Origin of the sequence: Microbacterium invictum, from assembly GCF_014197265.1 — a bacterium.
Classification (GTDB): domain Bacteria; phylum Actinomycetota; class Actinomycetes; order Actinomycetales; family Microbacteriaceae; genus Microbacterium; species Microbacterium invictum.
This window is the reverse complement of the sequence record NZ_JACIFH010000001.1, coordinates 2697062-2714717: the sequence shown is the minus strand read 5'-3', so window position 1 is coordinate 2714717 and position 17656 is coordinate 2697062. Positions and strand designations below refer to the sequence as shown.

The 17656-nt window shown below is 69.4% G+C and carries 16 protein-coding genes; 3 read left to right on the top strand and 13 right to left on the bottom strand.

The genetic code is table 11. The features are described from left to right. Positions 1–61 precede the first annotated feature (61 nt). Entirely contained in the window at positions 62–352 is a 291-nt protein-coding gene (locus BKA10_RS12640) for a DUF4287 domain-containing protein (RefSeq protein ID WP_183500211.1), read from the top strand. Here the strand turns inward: BKA10_RS12640 and helR are convergent, their stop codons facing one another. The 8 genes from helR to BKA10_RS12600 form a co-directional block, all read right to left on the bottom strand. Next, entirely contained in the window at positions 353–2518 is a 2166-nt protein-coding gene (helR, locus tag BKA10_RS12635; RefSeq protein ID WP_183500210.1) for an RNA polymerase recycling motor ATPase HelR, read from the bottom strand. 114 nt (positions 2519–2632) lie between these two features. Beyond that, positions 2633–3718, bottom strand: coding sequence for a DNA glycosylase AlkZ-like family protein (locus BKA10_RS12630; RefSeq protein ID WP_183500209.1), 1086 nt, complete (start codon positions 3716–3718; stop codon positions 2633–2635). A 39-nt stretch (positions 3719–3757) separates the two neighbouring features. Then, positions 3758–4555, bottom strand: coding sequence for an alpha/beta fold hydrolase (locus BKA10_RS12625; protein WP_248199267.1), 798 nt, complete (start codon positions 4553–4555; stop codon positions 3758–3760). Between the two features lie 316 nt (positions 4556–4871). After that, positions 4872–6392 (bottom strand): MATE family efflux transporter, encoded by a 1521-nt coding sequence (locus BKA10_RS12620; protein ID WP_183500208.1) that lies wholly within the window; start codon positions 6390–6392, stop codon positions 4872–4874. Positions 6393–6502: 110 nt separating this feature from the next. Then, positions 6503–8653, bottom strand: coding sequence for a heavy metal translocating P-type ATPase (locus BKA10_RS12615; protein WP_183500207.1), 2151 nt, complete (start codon positions 8651–8653; stop codon positions 6503–6505). Continuing rightward, a complete protein-coding gene (locus tag BKA10_RS12610; RefSeq protein ID WP_183500206.1) occupies positions 8653–10794 on the bottom strand; it encodes a heavy metal translocating P-type ATPase in 2142 nt (713 codons plus the stop codon). Before BKA10_RS12610 ends, BKA10_RS12615 begins: the two co-directional genes overlap by 1 nt. Beyond that, a complete protein-coding gene (locus tag BKA10_RS12605; protein ID WP_183500205.1) occupies positions 10791–11018 on the bottom strand; it encodes a heavy-metal-associated domain-containing protein in 228 nt (75 codons plus the stop codon). Before BKA10_RS12605 ends, BKA10_RS12610 begins: the two co-directional genes overlap by 4 nt. Positions 11019–11037: 19 nt before the next feature. Further along, complete coding sequence (locus tag BKA10_RS12600; protein WP_183500204.1) at positions 11038–11319, bottom strand: metal-sensitive transcriptional regulator; 282 nt, start codon at positions 11317–11319, stop codon at positions 11038–11040. An 81-nt stretch (positions 11320–11400) separates the two neighbouring features. Between BKA10_RS12600 and BKA10_RS12595 the strand changes: the two genes are divergently transcribed. Together BKA10_RS12595 and BKA10_RS12590 are read left to right on the top strand one after the other, a co-directional pair. Then, positions 11401–12321 (top strand): DUF808 domain-containing protein, encoded by a 921-nt coding sequence (locus tag BKA10_RS12595; protein WP_183500203.1) that lies wholly within the window; start codon positions 11401–11403, stop codon positions 12319–12321. A 141-nt stretch (positions 12322–12462) separates the two neighbouring features. Next, the gene (locus BKA10_RS12590; RefSeq protein ID WP_183500202.1) at positions 12463–12639 is read left to right on the top strand and encodes a CsbD family protein; all 177 of its coding nucleotides are present in this window, start codon (positions 12463–12465) and stop codon (positions 12637–12639) included. Positions 12640–12703: 64 nt separating this feature from the next. Here BKA10_RS12590 and BKA10_RS12585 read toward each other — a convergent pair whose 3' ends face one another. From BKA10_RS12585 to BKA10_RS12565, 5 genes are all read right to left on the bottom strand, one after another. After that, positions 12704–13675 (bottom strand): epimerase, encoded by a 972-nt coding sequence (locus BKA10_RS12585; RefSeq protein ID WP_372491444.1) that lies wholly within the window; start codon positions 13673–13675, stop codon positions 12704–12706. Positions 13676–13772: 97 nt separating this feature from the next. Beyond that, positions 13773–14528, bottom strand: coding sequence for an ATP-binding cassette domain-containing protein (locus BKA10_RS12580; RefSeq protein WP_183500200.1), 756 nt, complete (start codon positions 14526–14528; stop codon positions 13773–13775). Beyond that, on the bottom strand, positions 14525–15550 hold the full coding sequence (locus BKA10_RS12575) for an iron chelate uptake ABC transporter family permease subunit (protein ID WP_183500199.1): 1026 nt from the start codon (positions 15548–15550) through the stop codon (positions 14525–14527). The genes BKA10_RS12580 and BKA10_RS12575 overlap by 4 nt, the downstream gene beginning before the upstream one ends. A 13-nt stretch (positions 15551–15563) precedes the next feature. Further along, a complete protein-coding gene (locus BKA10_RS12570) occupies positions 15564–16544 on the bottom strand; it encodes an ABC transporter permease (RefSeq protein ID WP_183500198.1) in 981 nt (326 codons plus the stop codon). A gap of 10 nt (positions 16545–16554) precedes the next feature. Continuing rightward, complete coding sequence (locus BKA10_RS12565; protein WP_206686934.1) at positions 16555–17556, bottom strand: siderophore ABC transporter substrate-binding protein; 1002 nt, start codon at positions 17554–17556, stop codon at positions 16555–16557. Positions 17557–17656: the final 100 nt, after the last annotated feature.

The following is a 17656-nucleotide window of genomic DNA, read 5'->3' as shown; positions in this document are numbered from 1 at the left end:
TGGTGGACGTCGGCCGCGCTATGCGTCACGATGGACCAGGAATTCGCACGGAGGAGGACTCATGTCGTTTCAGGCATATCTCGACGCCATCGAGAAGAAGACCGGACTCACGCCCCGCCAGCTCGTCGACCTCGCACGCGAGCGCGGCTTCGACGAGAGCACGAAGGCCACGCCGATCGTGGAGTGGCTCGCAGCCGACTACGGCCTCGGACGCGGGCACGCGATGGCGCTCGTGCACGTGATCACGAAGGGCCCGCAGATCAGCGCGAAGCACGTCGGCAGCGGCGGCACTCACGCCGACCCGAGCGACACGCTGTGGCTCGACGGTGCGGCGACGAACCCCGCGGGCTGATCAGCTCGTGAGGATCGCGAGCCGCTGGGTGGCGCGGGTCATCGCCACGTAGCGATCGACAGCGCCGGTGATGCCGTCGCCGAACCGATCGGGGTCGATGAGCACCACGAGGTCGAACTCGAGACCCTTCGCCGTCTCGGGAGTGAGCATTCGCACGCGGTCCGTGCCGGCCGCCCACTCCACGGGGCGGCCTTCGGGCGAGATCACGCATGCGATGCCCTCCTCATGTGCGGCGAGCCACTGCGCGACGATGCCGCCGAGCTCGGCCACCGAGCCATGATGCACACCGACACCGCTGCTGCGCACGGATGTCGGCACATTCGCGTCGGGTATCGCCGCGCGGATCACGGGTTCGGCCTCGGCCATGACTTCTTCGGGGGTGCGGTAGTTCACCGTCAGGGATGCCATATGCACATCTCGGAATCCGATCCGCTCGAGGCGCTCGGTCCAGGACTCGCTGAAGCCGTGGCGGGCCTGGGCGCGATCGCCGACGATGGTGAAGCTTCGAGACGGGCAGCGGCGCAGCAGCATCTGCCACTCGGCATCCGTCAGCTCCTGCGCCTCGTCGACGATCACGTGGGCGAACGGACCCGCCAGGGCATCGGGGTCGAGCGCGGGCAGCAGCGCTTCGTCGACAAGACTGTGCTGTGCGTCGGCGCCTCGCAGCATCCGCACCTCGCCCAGCTCGGAGTCGTCGGCCGCGATGATCTCGTCGACGACGCGGTCCATCTGCTCGCGCTGCTCGGCGAGCGTCACCTCGCGGCGGCGCCGCACCCGGTTCTGCTCGGGGTCGCCGACGCGCAGCCGCGCGGCATCCAGCAGGGGCAGATCAGAAGTGGTCCAGGCCCGGCCGTCCTCGCGCTGCAGTGTCGTCACCTCGTCGGCGGTGAGCCACGGTGCGCACCTGCGCAGGTACGCCGGCACCGTGAACAGGTCTGCGACGACCACCTCGGGGCTCAGCAGCGGCCATGCTTTCGCGAAGGCCCTTCCCAACGTCTCGTTGCGCGCCAGCTGGCGGCGCAACTGGGTCGGCGAGACATCGAGCTCCCCGTGCCCGGCGAGCAGGATGTCGAGCAGTTCCTCCCACACCTGATCGCGCGCGTCGTTGTGCGTCGCGCCGGCCTCCGCCGCCGAGAACGCGTCCGCCCAGTCCTCGGGGGTGAGCCACGCCTCGGCCCAGGGCGTCTCGACCAGCAGCGCCTGCGCGGGCGGCTCCTCGTACAGCGCGACAGCCGGTTCGACAGCCGCTTCGAGCGCGGCCGAAGCCTTCAGCGCGGCGACGCGCGAATCGTGCTCGACACCGGCATCCGCCCCCTGCGGCAGCAGCTCGCGCAGAGTGCAGATCTGCACGCCCTCTTCGCCGAGGCTCGGCAGCACGTCATCGACATAGGCCAGATAGGGCTGGTGCGGCCCGACGAACAGCACGCCACCGCGACCGGCCTGCAGTCGCGGGTCGGCATACAGCAGGTACGCGGCACGGTGCAGGGCGACGACGGTCTTGCCGGTGCCGGGACCGCCGTCGACGACGAGCGCGCCGCGTGAGCCGGCGCGGATGATCGCGTCCTGGTCGGACTGGATGGTGCTCAAGACGTCACGCATGCGAGGCGAACGGGACGAGCCGAGACTGGCGATGAACGCCGATTCGTCATCGAGCGCGGCACCGGATGCCAGGGCATCGGCGGTGAACGCCTCATCCCAGTAGTCGCTGACGCGGCGGTTCGTCCACCGGTAGCGGCGCCGGCTCACCAGGCCCATGGGCTGCGCGTGCGTCGCGGCGAAGAACGGCTCGGCCGCGGGCGCGCGCCAGTCGACCAGCAGCTGGCGGCCGTCGTCGCCGGTCAGACCGAATCGGCCGATGTAGACCGGCTCATCGGTGTCGGCATAGACCATGCGTCCGAGGCACATGTCGAGACCGAACCGGCGCAGCAGCCGCAGCCGGGAGCTCAGCCGGTGGACTTCGAGGTCGCGCTCGAGCGCCTGCTGGCCAGGATGGGCCGGCTTGCGGCGCTCCCCCTCGAGCTGTGTCTGCAGCTGCGCGGTCGTGCGGGCCAGGCTCTCGCCGATCGCCGCGAAGTGCTCCTCGTCCGCGCCGATCAACGCCGGATCGTTCTTCGCAGTCAGTCGCTCCGGCAGGTGGAATGCACTTGTGGTGCCCAGTGACGGCATCCGTCTCCCCTCGGTCCGCATCGACGGTTTTCCGATGCGATCTGCGATTCTGCCCTATCAGGGGGCCCTTGCCGCAAGACCCCCCTCATGCGGGATAATGGAAAGGGAAGGCAGTCACCTCACCCCGACGACCGGGACACCCAGCCACTCGGCGAGGTCGTCGATCTCGGCGCGGACCATCTCCATCTCGTCCGGCTCGAACGGCTCGAACTCGTGGATCGCGTTCACGCGCAGCACGTCGGCCTTGCGGTCGACCTCGGCGTCGAGCATCCCGACGAACCGGTCACCCAGCAGGATCGGATGCGCAAAATACCCGTAGACGCGCTGCGCCTTCGGTTTGAACTGCTCGAGGACGTACTTGTACTCGAAGACCTCCTCGAGTCGTGGCCGGTCGAACAGCATCGAGTCGTACGGGTTGATGAACGCCACGCGTCCGCCGGCGTCGTCGTCGAGCGCCGCCAGCGCCTCGGGGTCGACGCGGAACTTCCACTTGCTGCCCTCGACGGTGGCCGGCTCACCCGCAGAACCGACCGCGTTCCAGTACCGGTGAGCCCTGGCGATGCCCGCCGCCTGCAGCTTGCGCTCGGCCAGCAGCCGCGCGGCGTCATCGGGGTCGTACTCGGGCAGATCGGCAGGGTAGACCCGCTCGGCGAGATCCCACCGGCGGTGCCGGCCCTCACGGCCGACCACGGCGGCCAGGCCCTGGCGGCAGAGGAAGTCGAGCATGATCGGCACCTGGTTCGTGCCCGTCCAGCCGTCGGGGGCACGGTCGACCTGCGCGGTGTTCGGGATATCGGTGGTCAGCGTCGGCCCGTCGGCGCGCAGCCGGTCGAGGATCTCGCGCTTGAACCGGTCGTTCGCCTCAAGCCACTGCCGGTTGCTCTCCCGCGTGGGCCACACGCGCATGGTCGGCCGCATGAACGGCAGCAGGCTGGTCGGGCGGAAGGCGCCGTCGAACTCGAACAGCAGCCGGTCGTCTTCGGCCGCCTTGCGCAGCTGGCCGGGTTCGTACGACCAGCCGATGCGCGTCCAGGCCATCGTGTGCTCGCACGGCGCGATCGTGGCCGTCGGGTCGATCTTGATATAAGTGAGCTGCTCGGCCACCTCGATGACGTCGCCCGGCCGATCGGCGTCGAGCAATTGCGCGCGCACGATGATGCGGCGTGCCTGCTCGCGGGTCAGGTGGTGCGGCTCGGCCATCGGCTCGAGGCTACGCCGCGGCGAACCACAGGGGAAGGCTCACTCGGCCAGGAACGCCAGCGCCGCCTCGCGGAACGCCCTCGACCCCGGCGCGTTGAAGTGGTGCCGCCCGGGGATCTCGACGAACCGGCCCTGCGCGCACGCGGTGGCGAGGGCCTTCGAGCCCTCGATGATCGCGTCTTCGGAGCCGGTCGCGAACAGCACCGGCTGCTCGGGCGCGTGCGACGGATCGGGATCGATCATGCGCGAGGCCCGCATGCCCTCGGCGATCGCGAGCAGCGCGCGCAGGTCATTGCCCGCGACGCGATCGGACAGCGCGATGTAGTTCTGCGTCACTCGATCGGTCACCGGCGTGCCGTCGGCGACGTACGCGCGCACCTGATCGAGATCGAGCCGGGCGAGAGGGATGCCGTCGGGCACGCCGCCCAGGACGACCCGGTCGATGCGCGCGGCGAAGTCCTGCGCGACCTCCCAGCCCACGCGTGCCCCGAGCGAGTAGCCGACGTAGAACGCCTGGTCGACGAGGTAGGTGTCGAGGACGACCTCGATGTCGGCGGCGAGGGCCCGCGGCCGGTACGCGGCCGGGTCGTGCGGCTTGTCGCTGAGTCCGTGGCCGCGCTGGTCGACGGCAAGCACCCGGTACCCGGAGCGGGTGAGGTCGCGCACCCACCCGGTGTTGACCCAGTTGTCACGGGCGCTGGAGGCAAAGCCGTGTACGAGGACGACGGTCGGGTCGGCCAGATCGCCCCAGGTGTAGGTCGCCATGCGATACCCGTCGCCGACCATGACGTACTGCGGGTCGGGCATCTCGGTCAGCAGCTGCAGGGCGGTGGTCACCCTCCGATTCAACACCCGATCCGCCGGTGCCGGGCAGAGTGGGCCGCGTCGGCCCAGGAAGGCGATTCGGCCCAGGAAGGCCACTGTCCCCGGCATCCCGCCTTCCTCCGGCGATCTGCCTTCCTCCGGCATCCCGCTTCCTCCGGGTCACCCTCGGGTTCAACACCCGATCCGCCGCTGCCGGGCAGGGTGGACCGCGTCGGCCCAGGAAGGCGAATCGGCCCAGGAAGGCCACTCTCCGCGGCATCCCGCCTTCCTCCGACGATCTGCCTTCCTCCGGCGATACCAGGGCGAGCGGATGCCGAGGTCGCGGGGCTCAGCGCGAGACGCGGTCGCGCGGCGCGCGGCGGCGGGCGAAGACGCGCACGAGGTTGCCGCGCTGGGCGCCCGACGGCGACTGCGGAAGGGCGATGGGCTGCGTGACGATGGCATCCACGATCATCGAGCCGTCGGTGGGGCCGACGACCGGGATCGGGGTGGTCGGCGTCAACGTCTCAGGCTGGATCGGCAAGCGTGCCAGCGCGCGGTGCGCATGCACGTACGCGGGGATGAGCACGACGGCCGCGCCCACCCACGCGAGCGGGTTGCTCAGGGCGACGCCGACGAATCCGAACAGCGCACCGAAGATCACGGCCGCGCCGACGCGCATGGCCAGCTCGACCACGCCCGTCACGGTCGGGATCAGAGTGTGCCCGAGGCCCTGCAGCGCACCGCGCAGCACGAACAGCACCCCCAGAGCGCTATAGCTCACACCGTTGACGATCAGCATGAGGTGGGCAAGCTCCACGACCTCCTCCGACCCGTCGCCGACGAACAGGCGCACCATGGCCGACCCGAACAGCACCAGCAGGGCACCGAGCACGACGGCCGCGATGATCGACATCCACACTGCCTGCACGACACCGCGACGGATGCGGTCGGGGCGACGGGCACCGAGGTTCTGCGCCGCGTACATCGAGACGGCGAGCCCGAGCGACTGGAGCAGGGCGACGGCGAGTCCGTCGACTCGGGATGCCGTGGTGTAGGCCGCGACGGCCTCGGCACCGAGGCTGTTCAAGGCGACCTGCACGGCGAGCGCGCCGATCGCGATGATCGACGCCTGGAAGCCCATCGGCAGGCCGAGCCGCAGATGCTCGGCCAGGTCGGCGCGGGTGACCTTGAAGTCCGCGCGGCCGACGTGCAGCACCGGCACCCGGCGGCGGACGTACTCGAGGCACAGCAGCACCGACACCGCCTGCGAGACGACGGTGGCCAGCGCGGCGCCGCCGACGCCCCAGTCGAGCGGGCCGACCATGAGGATCACGAGCGCGACGTTGAGCAGGCACGCGAGGGTGAGGAACACCAACGGCGTCCGCGAGTCGCCGATCGCGCGGATGATCGCGGCGAGGAAGTTGAACGACATCATCGCGGCGGCGCCGAGGAAGCTGACCTGCGCGAACACCGTGGCCTCGGCGACGAGCTCGGGCGGGGTCTGCAGCAGCACGAGTGCGGGCTCGGCCAGCAGCGGCGCGGCGATGGTGAGCAGCACGCTCGTGATCGCGGTCAGGATCGCGCCCGACGCGACCGACCGGCGCACCGCGGCGTAGTCGCGGGCGCCGAAGGCCTGTGCGGTGGGGATCGCGAACCCGGAGGTGAGTCCCCATGCGAACCCGAGCAGCAGGAACAGCAGGCTGCCGGTCGCGCCGACGGCGGCGAGCGCGTCGACGCCCAGGTGGCGACCCACCACGATCGCGTCGGCGAACTGGTACAGCTGCTGAACGACGTTGCCGATCAGCAGGGGGACGGAGAACAGGAGGATGACGCGCCAGGGACGGCCGGTCGTCAGGGTGGTGGACATGCGGGAGAGCTCTCGAGCGAAACGTGCGGGCAGGAGGAAGAGAAGGGATGCCGGTGGCAACCCTTCATGGTATCGAATCGTTTCGGGGAGTTCGCTCGGAAGCGCCGGGATCAGATCGATTCCGGGCGCAGGTCGAGCCGGCGCAGCAGCTGTGCGTTGAGGGCGACGACGACGGTGGACAGCGACATGAGCACCGCACCCACCGACATCGGCAGCACGAAGCCGATCGGGGCGAGGACCCCGGCCGCGAGCGGCACCGAGATCAGGTTGTAGCCCGCTGCCCACCACAGGTTCTGGACCATCTTGCGATACGTCGCCTTCGACAGCGTGATCAGCGATAGCACCGCGCGGGGGTCGTCGCCCGCGAGGATCACCCCGGCCGAGGCGACCGCGACGTCGGTGCCCGCGCCGATGGCGATGCCGACGTCGGACTGGGCGAGCGCCGGGGCGTCGTTGACCCCGTCGCCGACCATCGCTACCCGGCGACCCTCGGCCTGCAGCTCCTGCACGGTAGCGGCCTTGTTCTCGGGCCGGACGCCGGCGAAGTACCGGTCGATGCCGAGTTCACGCGCGACCGATGCCGCGACCGCTTCGGCGTCGCCGGTGATCATCGCGACGCCGATGCCGAGCCGGCGCAGCGCGGCCACGGCATCCCTCGACTCAGGACGGATCTCGTCGGCGAGCCGCAGGGCTCCGGCGACACGGCCGTCGACCAGCACGTGCAGGATGATGGCGCCGCCGCCGCGCCACTGCTCGGCGATCGCGAGCTCGCGGGCGTCTTCCTGCTCGAGCAGGTAGGGACCGCCGACGTGCACGACCCGGCCGTCGACGACGGCACGGACGCCGGTCGCAGGCTCCGAGCTGAATTCCGTCGTCGCGGGCACGGTGAGATCCCGCGCACGTGCTGCCTCGACGATCGCCCGGGCGAGCGGATGCTCGGAGTCGGCCTCCGCGGCCGCTGCGAGCGCCAGCAGCTCGCCCTCGCCGAAGCCGTCGGTCGTCGCCACCTCGAGGACGGCGGGAGTGCCCTTGGTGAGCGTGCCGGTCTTGTCGAACAGCACCGTGTCGACGGAGCGCATGGCCTCCAGCGCGAGCCGGTCCTTGATGAGCAGGCCGGCACGGGCGGCGCGCTCGGTCGCGATCGACACGACCAGCGGAATGGCCAGGCCCAGCGCGTGCGGGCACGCGATCACGAGCACGGTGATGGTGCGGACTACCGCGTCATCGGGCGAGCCGAGCAGCGTCCAGACGATGGCCGTGATCAGGGCGGCACCGAGCGCGAACCAGAACAGCCAGCCCGCCGCGCGGTCGGCGAGCCGCTGCGCGCGCGACGACGAGTTCTGCGCATCGCTGACGAGGCGCTGGATGCCGGCGAGCGCGGTGTCATCGCCGACGGCGGCGATCTCGATGCGGATGCCGGAGTCGGTGGCGATGGTCCCCGCCACGACCGCGTCGCCGACCTCGCGGCGCACCGGGTTCGACTCGCCGGTGATCATCGACTCGTCGACGCTGGCGCCGCCGGTGATGATGCGCCCGTCGGCGGGGACCCGGCCGCCGGGGCGGACCACGACGACGTCACCGACCCGCAGCTCGGCGGGCGCGACGGTGACGGTCGCATCGCCCTCGACCCGCTCGGCCTCGTCCGGCAGCAGCGCCGCGAGCGAGTCGAGCGCGGAGGTCGTCTGCGCGAGCGATCGCATCTCGATCCAGTGACCGAGCAGCATGATCACGATCAGGAGGGCGAGCTCCCACCAGAAGTCGAGTTCATGATGCAGGATGCCGAGGCTCGCACCCCAGGACGCGAGGAACGCCACGGTGATCGCCAGCCCGATCAACAGCATCATGCCCGGTGCGCGGTCGCGCAGTTCGGCGACGGCTCCGGTCAGGAAGGGCCGGCCGCCCCAGACGTACATGACGGTGCCGAGCAGGGGTGAGACCCACGCGGCCCACGCGGCGTCGGGCAGTGGATAGCCGAGAATGTGCGCGAACATCGGTGAGAACGCGACGACGGGCACAGCCAGCCCGAGCATGATCCAGAAGAGGCGGCGGAACTGACCCACGTGGTCGCCGTGCCCTGCGTGGTCGCCGTGACCCGCGGGTGCGTCGTGACCGGCGTGGTCGGTGTGACCGGGGTGCTCGCCGTGACCCGCGGGTGCGTCGTGACCGGCGTGGTCGTCACGCGCCGCATGCGCGTCGTGACCCGCGTCCCCGTCACGCGCCGCGTGCGCATCGCGCGCCGCGCGCCCACCGTGCTCGTGCATCACCGGAACCGCCGCAGCCGCAGGCTGTTGGTGACCACGAACACCGACGAGAACGCCATCGCGGCCGCGGCGATCATCGGGTTGAGCAGCCCGAGCATCGCGATCGGCAGCGCCGCGACGTTGTACGCGAAGGCCCAGAACAGGTTGCCCTTGATCGTGCCGAGCGTGCGGCGGGCCAGCCGGATCGCATCGACGACGATCAAGAGGTCGCCCGACACGACGGTGATGTCGCTGGCGGCGATCGCCGCGTCGGTGCCCCCACCCATCGCGAGCCCCAGGTCGGCGGCCGCGAGTGCCGCCGCGTCGTTGACGCCGTCGCCGACCATCGCGACCACGCGTCCCTCCGCCTGCAGCGCGCGAATCGCGTCGAGCTTGCCCGCCGGCGTGACGCCCGCGTGCACCTCGTCGATGCCGACCTCGGCGGCGACCCGCGCCGCCGCCCCGTCGTTGTCGCCGGTGAGCAGCACCGGACGAAGTCCGAGGTCGCGCAGCTTCTCGATCGCCGCGGCGCTGGTCGGCTTCACGGTGTCGGCCACGGCGATCGCGCCGAGGTAGACGCCGTCGCGCCCGACCGCGACGACGGTGGCACCGCCGGCGGCGAGAGATGCGGCATCCACTCTCTCGGCATCGGTGGGGCGGATGCTCCACTCCTCGGCCAGCCATGCCGGGCGCCCCGCGACGACCAGGGCGCCGTCGACGATGCCCTGCACCCCGAACCCGGCGTGCGAGGAGAACGTGTCGACCGAGACCGCGGCATGCACTGCGTCGACGATGGCGCGCGCGACGGGGTGCTCCGAGCCGGACTCGACGGCCGCGGCGGTGCGCAGCAGGTCGTCGGGGTGGATGCCGGTGGCCGGCCGCACCTCGCCGACGGCCATGCGCCCGGTGGTGACGGTGCCGGTCTTGTCGAGGACGATCGTGTCGACGCGGCGGGTCTGCTCGAGCACCTGCGGTCCGCGGATGAGGATGCCCAGCTGCGAGCCGCGCCCGGTGCCGACCAGCAGTGCGGTGGGGGTGGCGAGACCGAGCGCGCATGGGCACGCGATGATCAGGGTCGTGATGGCGGCCGTGAACGCGGCTTCGGCCGAGCCGTCGACGAGCAGCCACAGCACGAACGCGATGACGGCGAGCACCATGACGATCGGCACGAAGACGCTCGAGACGCGGTCGGCGAGACGCTGCACCTTCGCCTTGCCCGTCTGCGCCTCGGTCATGAGACGGCGCATGCGGGCGAGTTCGGTGTCGGCGCCGACGCGCGTGATCTCGATCGTCAGCAAACCACTCACGTTGACCGTGGCGCCGACGACGCGCGAGCCTTCGGTCACCTCGACCGGCATGGACTCGCCGGTGAGCATCCCGGCATCCACTGCCGACGCGCCGTCGATGACGAGACCGTCCGACGGGATCTTCTCACCGGGACGCACCCGGACGAGGTCGCCGACGGCGAGCTCGCCGACGGGCACCTGATGCTCGACACCGTCGACGAGGCGGGTGGCGTTCTTCGCGCCGAGCTGCAGCAGAGCGCGCAGTGCCTCTGCGGACGACGCCTTGGCGCGCGCCTCGGCGTAGCGGCCGATGAGCAGGAACACCGTCACGATCGCCGCGACCTCGAAGTACACCTCTGCGGTGCCGGAGAACATGGCGTAGACGGACCAGCCGAAGGCGGCGAGGATGCCGACGCTCACGAGCGTGTCCATCGTGGCCGCGCCGTGGCGCGCATTGATCGCCGCGGCACGGTGGAACGGCCATGCGCCCCACAGTGCAATGGGGGTCGTGACGGCGAGAGCCACCCACTCCCAGCCGGGGAAGTGCAGCGGCATGATCATCGAGATGACGGCCACCGGCACGGCGAGCGCCGCGCTGATGACCAGCCGGCGACGCAGCACACCGAGCTCGGGCGCTGCCTGCTCGGGTTCTTCGGGGGTCGGGGGCGGGGGGACTGCGGCGTGGTAGCCCGCCGCCTCGACGGTGGCGATGAGCGTGGCGGTGTCGATCTCGGCGGCCTCGACGCTCGCCTTCTCAGTGGCGTAATTGACCGTGGCGGCCACGCCGGGCAGCTTGTTGAGCTTGCGCTCGATCCGGGTGGCGCACGAGGCGCAGGTCATCCCGGAGATGTCGAGTTCGACGCTGGGCGCGCTCATGCCTGCTCGGCGAGCGCGTACCCGGCCTCCTCCACGGCCGCGCGCACGCTCGCCGGGTCGAGGGCGGCCTCGCTGCGGATGGTCACCCGCGAGGCGGCACCGGGTTTGAGGTCGACCGAGACGTCACTGACGCCGGCGAGCTCGGTGAGCTCTTCGGTGACGCTGCGCACGCAGTGCTGGCAGGTCATGCCGGTGACGACGATCTCGGAGTCGATGGTGCTCATGGGTTGCCTTTCGTGGGGGTCAGGAGCGGACGAGGCGTGCGATGGCTTCGTTCGCTTCGCGGATCTTGGCGTCGGCGACGGGACCGCCTTCGGCGGTGGCCTCGGCGACGCAGTGGCTGAGGTGGTCGCTCAGCAGCGAGAGGGCGACGGTTTCGAGGGCCTTGGTGGCCGCCGACACCTGAGTGAGGATGTCGATGCAGTACTTGTCCTCTTCGACCATGCGGGCGATGCCGCGCACCTGCCCCTCGGCACGACGCAGCCGCTTGAGCAGGTCGTCCTTGTTGTCGCTGTATCCGTGCATACCGGATACGATACCCCCCTAGGGTATCCGTCGCAAGCGTTCGGTCGTCGCCGGTGCGACCGAGGCGGTAGCGTTTCTCGCATGTCCGTTGGTCTGCTCGCCGTCGTCGACGACATCCTCAGCGCCGCGATGAAAGCCTCGGCCAAGACCGCCGGAGTGGTCATCGACGATGCCGCCGTCACCCCGCAGTACGTTCAGGGCCTCACCCCCGCCCGTGAGCTGCCGGTCGTCGGCAAGATCGCGCTCGGATCCCTGGCGAACAAATTCCTCATCATCATCCCCATCGCACTGGTGCTGACGGCGTTCGCACCCGGGGTGCTGCCGTTCCTGCTGATCGTCGGCGGTGCCTACCTGTGCTTCGAGGGTGCCGAGAAAGTGCTCGAATGGTTCGGATTCCACCACGGTCACGGCGACGAGGAGGCGCGCGACGAGAAGCGTCTCGTGCTCGGCGCCGTGCGCACCGACCTCATCCTCTCCACCGAGATCATGCTGATCTCCCTGGCCGCCCTCGACGGCGGGATGGGTATCTGGATGACCCTCGCGGTGCTCGCCGTGATCGCGCTCGTGATGACCGGCGTGGTCTACGGCGCCGTCGCGCTGCTGGTGAAGATCGACGACATCGGCCTGAAGATGGCGAAGAATCCTGACAAGCGGGTCCGGCACACCGGCACACGCATCGTCCGGTCGATGCCCGCCGTCTTCCGGGTCATCAGCATCGTCGGCACCGTCGCGATGCTGTGGGTCGGCGGCCACCTCGTGCTGCAGAACCTCGGCGAGGTCGGCTGGGCGCTCCCCGTCGACATGCTGCACGGCATCGAGCATCTCCTCGAGCCGCTCGGAGTCGTCGTGGTGTGGATCGGCGAGACCCTGGCATCCGCCATCTGCGGACTGGCACTCGGACTCGTGATCGTCGGGGTCGTCCTCGGGATCGGAAAGCTCTTCGGCAAGGAGCCGAGCTTCCAGGAGGGCGGTGCGTCACCGCACGGCGCAGCCGGCGGTTAGCCCTCGCCGCGGCACAGTACGCGTTGTCGCCGCCCGTGGCAACCCCCTCGGGTTGTCGCGCGGACCCGCATAACGTCACGGGTACGGAGGCACTCTGCATCACCGCATGAGAGCTCGTACCGCATGACGAAGGGAGCACCCATGGGCATGGGAGACGACATCAAGCACAACGCCGAAGACCTGAAGGGCAAGGCCAAGGAAGCCGTCGGCGACGCGACGAACAACGAGTCGCTCGAAGCCGAGGGCCAGGCCGATCAGGTCTCCGCAAAGGTCAAGAAGGTCGGCGACGACGTCAAGGACGTCTTCACCGACAAGTAGGGCACTGCCCCCACGATGCCCCCGCTCATCTCGAGTGGGGGCATCGTCCTGTCCGGGGCATGAGTCAGCGCGAGTGCACGTCGGCGAGCGCAGCCTCGATCTGCGGGTGGCTGAACACGAACCCTGTGTCGTTCAGGATGCCGGGGACGACCCATCGGCTCTTGAGCACGAGCTCGGGTTCGGTGCGGAGAACCCACATCGCCGGTTCGAGCATCCATCGCCATGCGGGCAGGCCGATGGGCATCCGCACCGTGCGGCGCAGGGTCCGCATGAGAGTGCGATTGTCGGTGGGGTTGGGGCTCGCGAGGTTGACCGGACCAGAGATGTCTTCGCGGTCACGGAGGAAGCGGATCGCTTCGGTCACGTCGTCGATGTGGATCCAGCTGAACTTCTGGCGACCGCGGGTGCGGTGCCATGGCATCCGTCCGTCTCCGGTGGGGCTCACGCCGATGCCGCGGTAGCGCCGGTGCGGGAACCACCAGCTGTCGATCTGCGGTCCGCCGAGCCCGATGCGAGCCAGCCGGAAGAGCATGCCCGTGGCCGGTCCGTCGCCGAGCACGATCGCCATGCGCAGCGCGACCCGGCGGGTGTGCGGCAGGTCACCGGCGAAGAACTCCTGCTCCCACGCCCGGGCGACGTCGACCGAGAACCCCTCCCCGAGCGCGCCCTCGGCCTCGGTGTTCGCGCGCTGCTCCTCGTGCCGGTAGATCGTCGCCGTCGATGCATTCATCCACACACGCGGCGGATGCTTGGCTGCGATCGCCTCGCGCAGCGCGCGGGTGGTGTCGATACGTGAGCGGAGGATCTCGTCGCGGTTGCGGTCGGTGTATCGGCAGTTGACCGACGTGCCGGCGAGGTTCACGACGAGATCGGCGCCCTCGACGGCGCGGGCAGGTCCGGCGGGGTCGTTCCAGCCGTATCGTTCCGCACGACCGATGCGGCGTATCTCGTATCCGTCGTCCTCGAGTGCCGAGGCCAGCGCAGTGCCGACGAAGCCGCTGGCGCCGGCGATGACCGCGATACGGGCCTGGGTCATCGGCATCCTCGGGGGTGGTCGGCGTGATGATGCCCACGATATCGGTGCGCGAGCTCATCGACGCACTCTGACAGCGTGAAGCGGGGCCGCACGCACGTCAGTAGTAGACGGCGAGTGCCCCGTTCGGGCCGTCGATGACGTGCACGGGGGTCTCGAAGACCCGGGTCAGCACGTCGTCGGTCATGATCTCGGCCGGCGTGCCGAACTCGACGACGCTGCCGTCCTTCACCGCGCAGATGTGATCGGCGTAGTGTCCCGCGAAGTTGATGTCGTGCAGCACGATGACGATGGTCCGGCCCAGCTCTTCGGCCGCGCGGCGCAGGTGCTTCATCATCTGCACCGAGTGCTTCATGTCGAGGTTGTTCAGGGGTTCGTCCAGCAGCACGAACTCGGTGTCCTGGGCGAGCACCATCGCCACATACGCACGCTGGCGCTGACCGCCGGACAGCTGGTCGAGGTACCGGTCGCCCAACGCCGTCAGGTCGAGGAACTCGATGGCCCGCGAGACGATCTCCTCGTCTGCCCGCGTCAGCCGGCCCTTCGAGTAGGGGAAGCGGCCGAAGCCGACCAGCTGCCGCACGGTCAGGCGCGTGATGAAGTGGTTCTCCTGCCGCAGGATCGAGACGATCTTGGCGAGATCCTTCGACTTCGTGGTCGTCACGTCGAATCCGGCGATCTCGATCGTGCCGGCATCCACCCCCATGAGGCGACCGATCATCGTGAGCAGCGTCGACTTGCCCGCCCCGTTGGGGCCGACGAGAGCCGTGATGCCGCCGGCGGGGATCTGCAGGTCGACGGGGCCGATGACGACCTCGCTCGTGTAGTCCTTGCGCACATCGGTGAGCGTGATCACAGGCGTCCCTTTCTCAGGATGACGTAGAGGAAGACCGAGCCGCCGACCAGTTCGATGATGATCGAGACCACGCCTTGCGCGTAGAAGACGTTCTTCATGACGAAGTACGCGCCCGCCAGCACCACGAACCCGGTGAGCACGGCGATCGGGAATATATGCCGATGGTCGTATGTGTCCGCGAGCTGGTAGGCCAGCGTCGCGACGAGGAAGCCGAGGAAGACCATCGGGCCGACCAGCGAGGTCGACACCGCCATGAGGATCGAGACCAGGAACAGCACGCGCATGATCTGGCGGCGGTGGTTGATGCCGAGGCTCATCGTGGCATCCCTCCCCAGCGACAGCACATTGAGTCGCCGGGCGTCGGCCCACAGCAGGGTTGCGGCCACCACGCACAGCGGGATCGCGACGGGGAAGTAGTCGGGGTCCGCGTTCGAGACGTTGCCGAACAGCCGTGCCGCGAGTACGTCGAACTCGCTGGGGGTGAGCAGCCGCTGCATGAAGGCGGAGACCGATCCCAGGCCCGCGCCGATCACGATGCCGACCAGCAGCATGATCTGCAGGTTGCCGTACTTGCCCGACAGCAGCCAGCCGTACAGCAGCAGCGAGAACCCCACCATCAGCGCCACCTGCATGACGAACTGCGGCAGTCCCTGCAGCGAGACCAGTCCCGCGACGCCGAGGAAGTACACGGTCGAGGTCTGCACCGCGACATAGAGCGACTCGAACCCCATGATCGACGGGGTGATGATGCGGTTGTTCGTCGCCGTCTGGAAACTGACGGTCGCCAGTGCCTGGCACACGGCCACGATCGCGAGCACGGTGAGGTTGGTCACGCGCAGCTGGGCGATGCGCCAGAACCCCTCGGTGCCGAACGGCATGGGGTTGTCCCAGGCGAGCAGACCTGTCCCGAAGACCACCGCAAGCAGGATCAGCACGCTCAGCACGATCCAGTACCGTCGCCGCGCGCGCGGCGAGGCGAACGGGCCGGCATGGGTGGTGGATGCCAGGGACGCCGGGCCCATGTTCCCGAGCGCCCTAAGCACGACGACGCTGCCGGAGAAGGAGGAAGATGAACACGACCGCGCCCAGGATGCCGAGGATCAGCGACACCGGCACCTCGAACGGCGCGATGATCGTGCGTCCGATCAGGTCGCACACGGTCACGATCGCGATGCCGAGCAGGCACACCCAGGGCAGGTTGCTGCGCAGGTCGTCACCGCGCACCATCGAGACGATGTTGGGCACGATCAGACCGAGGAAGGGGAGGTTGCCGACCACGACGGTGACCACGCCCACCGCGATCGCGATGAGCATGGTGCCGAGCAGGATGACGCGGTTGTAGTCGACACCGACGTTGGTGGCGACCTCTTCGCCGAGACCCGCGACCGTGAAGCGGTCGGCGATCACGAAGACCGCGGCCCCGACGAGGGCGACGATCCAGAGCACTTCGTACTGCCCGCGCATCACCGAGGTGAAGCTGCCCGCGAACCAGACGCCGAGGGTCTGCAGCGCATCGAACTGCAGGGCGATGAAGGTCGAGATCGAGCCGACCACCGCGCCGAGCATGATTCCGACGATCGGGACGATGAGCGAGGATCGCAGCGACACGCGTCGCAGGAACAGGAAGAACACCATCGTGCCGACGAATGCGGCCACGATCGCGCCGATCATCTTGGGCATGATCCCCGCGTTCGGCGCCAGGATCATCACCGCGAGAAGTCCCAGGCCGGCCCATTCGGTGGTGCCGGTGGTGGTCGGTTCGACGAAGCGGTTCTGGGTCAGCAGCTGCATGACCAGCCCGCACATGGCCATCGCCGCGCCCGCCAGCATGAGCGCGATCGTGCGCGGGATGCGGGTGATGGCGAACATCTCGCCGCCATCGGCCGCGCCGAAGATGTCGTAGACGCCGGTGAACAGCGACAGCGCCAGCAGGGCTGCGACGACCGCGATGCCGATTATCAGCTTCGGGTCGAAGAGCCTGCCGGCGCGTCGCCGTTCAGGAGTGGTGGTGGTCATGCCGTGTGGCTTACGCGGCCGCCTCGAGGGCGTCGGCGAAGTCATTGAGGAACTCGGTGTAGGTCTGGATGCCCTCGTTCGTGTACGTGTCCGCGGGCATGTACACGATGTTGCCCTCGCTGACCGCGGTGACGCCGGCCAGCGCCTCGGAGCCTTCGAGGATCTCGGCACCGGGCACGTACGCGGGGTCGTCCGCGGCCACGGCGGCGTCCCGGTCCATGACGAGGAGCCATGTCGGGTCGGATGCCGCGATGGCCTCGACCGAGATGTCATCGCCCTGGTGGTCGTCGGTCGCGTCGGTCACCTCGAGTGCCGGGGTGAGATCGAGAAAGTCGAACACCGGGCCGAGGGTGCGGCCGACAGTGGGGGCGATGTAGCCGATCTCGCCGCCGGACGTGGTGACGGCCATGACGGAGTCGGCCGCGTCGTACGCCGCCTGGGCCCGCTCGATCGCCGCGTCGAGCGCCTCGTTGAGCTCCTGTGCTTCGGCCTGCTTGCCGAAGACTTCGCCGAGCACGGTCGTCTGGCGCTTCAGCTCCTCGTCGAAGGGCTCGCCCTCACGGGGGTCGAGCTCGAGGATCACGGCATCGGGCGCGAGCGACGCGAAGTCGTCGTGGTACTGCGCGAAGCGCTGGCCGTTGACGATGAGCTGCGGGGCCACTGCGACGACGGCCTCGAGGTCGGGCTCATTGTGCAAACCGAGATCGATGATCGAGTCGTCGGTCGTGTACGCGATCGTGTCGGGCATCAGCGCGACCGCTGCCGCGGTCAGCTCGATGCCCCAGTCCGACAGCGTCTGGAAGGTGCGGTTGTCGGTGGCGACGACGGACGTCAGCGGCAGATCGATCGTGTGGGTCCCGTTGTTGTCGGTCACCTCGATCGAGGTGACCTCAGCCGCGGGTTCGCCTGCGTCGGCGGCGGGCGCAGTGGTGGCGCATCCGGCGAGCAGGACGGCGCCGAGCGCCAGGGCGCCGGTCTTGAGAGCGATGGACGAGCGTGACGATCTGTTCAGTGTTGCGTGCACGAGGGTTGCCTTCTCCAAGAAAGATCGCGCCCCGGGACGGCACAAGCGTGCCGAACCTGAACGCGACGTTGATGTTAGGTAAGGGTTA

Bases quoted from the DNA above. Each gene is read 5' to 3' on its own strand.
- BKA10_RS12640 (WP_183500211.1), top strand. From the start codon at position 62: ATGTCGTTTCAGGCATATCTCGACGCCATCGAGAAGAAGACCGGACTC.
- BKA10_RS12585 (WP_372491444.1), bottom strand. From the start codon at position 13,675: ATGACCCAGGCCCGTATCGCGGTCATCGCCGGCGCCAGCGGCTTCGTC.
- BKA10_RS12610 (WP_183500206.1), bottom strand. From the start codon at position 10,794: ATGAGCGCGCCCAGCGTCGAACTCGACATCTCCGGGATGACCTGCGCC.
- BKA10_RS12590 (WP_183500202.1), top strand. From the start codon at position 12,463: ATGGGCATGGGAGACGACATCAAGCACAACGCCGAAGACCTGAAGGGC.
- BKA10_RS12605 (WP_183500205.1), bottom strand. From the start codon at position 11,018: ATGAGCACCATCGACTCCGAGATCGTCGTCACCGGCATGACCTGCCAG.
- BKA10_RS12600 (WP_183500204.1), bottom strand. From the start codon at position 11,319: ATGCACGGATACAGCGACAACAAGGACGACCTGCTCAAGCGGCTGCGT.
- BKA10_RS12595 (WP_183500203.1), top strand. From the start codon at position 11,401: ATGTCCGTTGGTCTGCTCGCCGTCGTCGACGACATCCTCAGCGCCGCG.
- BKA10_RS12575 (WP_183500199.1), bottom strand. From the start codon at position 15,550: ATGGGCCCGGCGTCCCTGGCATCCACCACCCATGCCGGCCCGTTCGCC.
- BKA10_RS12620 (WP_183500208.1), bottom strand. From the start codon at position 6,392: ATGTCCACCACCCTGACGACCGGCCGTCCCTGGCGCGTCATCCTCCTG.
- BKA10_RS12630 (WP_183500209.1), bottom strand. From the start codon at position 3,718: ATGGCCGAGCCGCACCACCTGACCCGCGAGCAGGCACGCCGCATCATC.
- helR (WP_183500210.1), bottom strand. From the start codon at position 2,518: ATGCCGTCACTGGGCACCACAAGTGCATTCCACCTGCCGGAGCGACTG.
- BKA10_RS12570 (WP_183500198.1), bottom strand. From the start codon at position 16,544: ATGACCACCACCACTCCTGAACGGCGACGCGCCGGCAGGCTCTTCGAC.
- BKA10_RS12615 (WP_183500207.1), bottom strand. From the start codon at position 8,653: ATGCACGAGCACGGTGGGCGCGCGGCGCGCGATGCGCACGCGGCGCGT.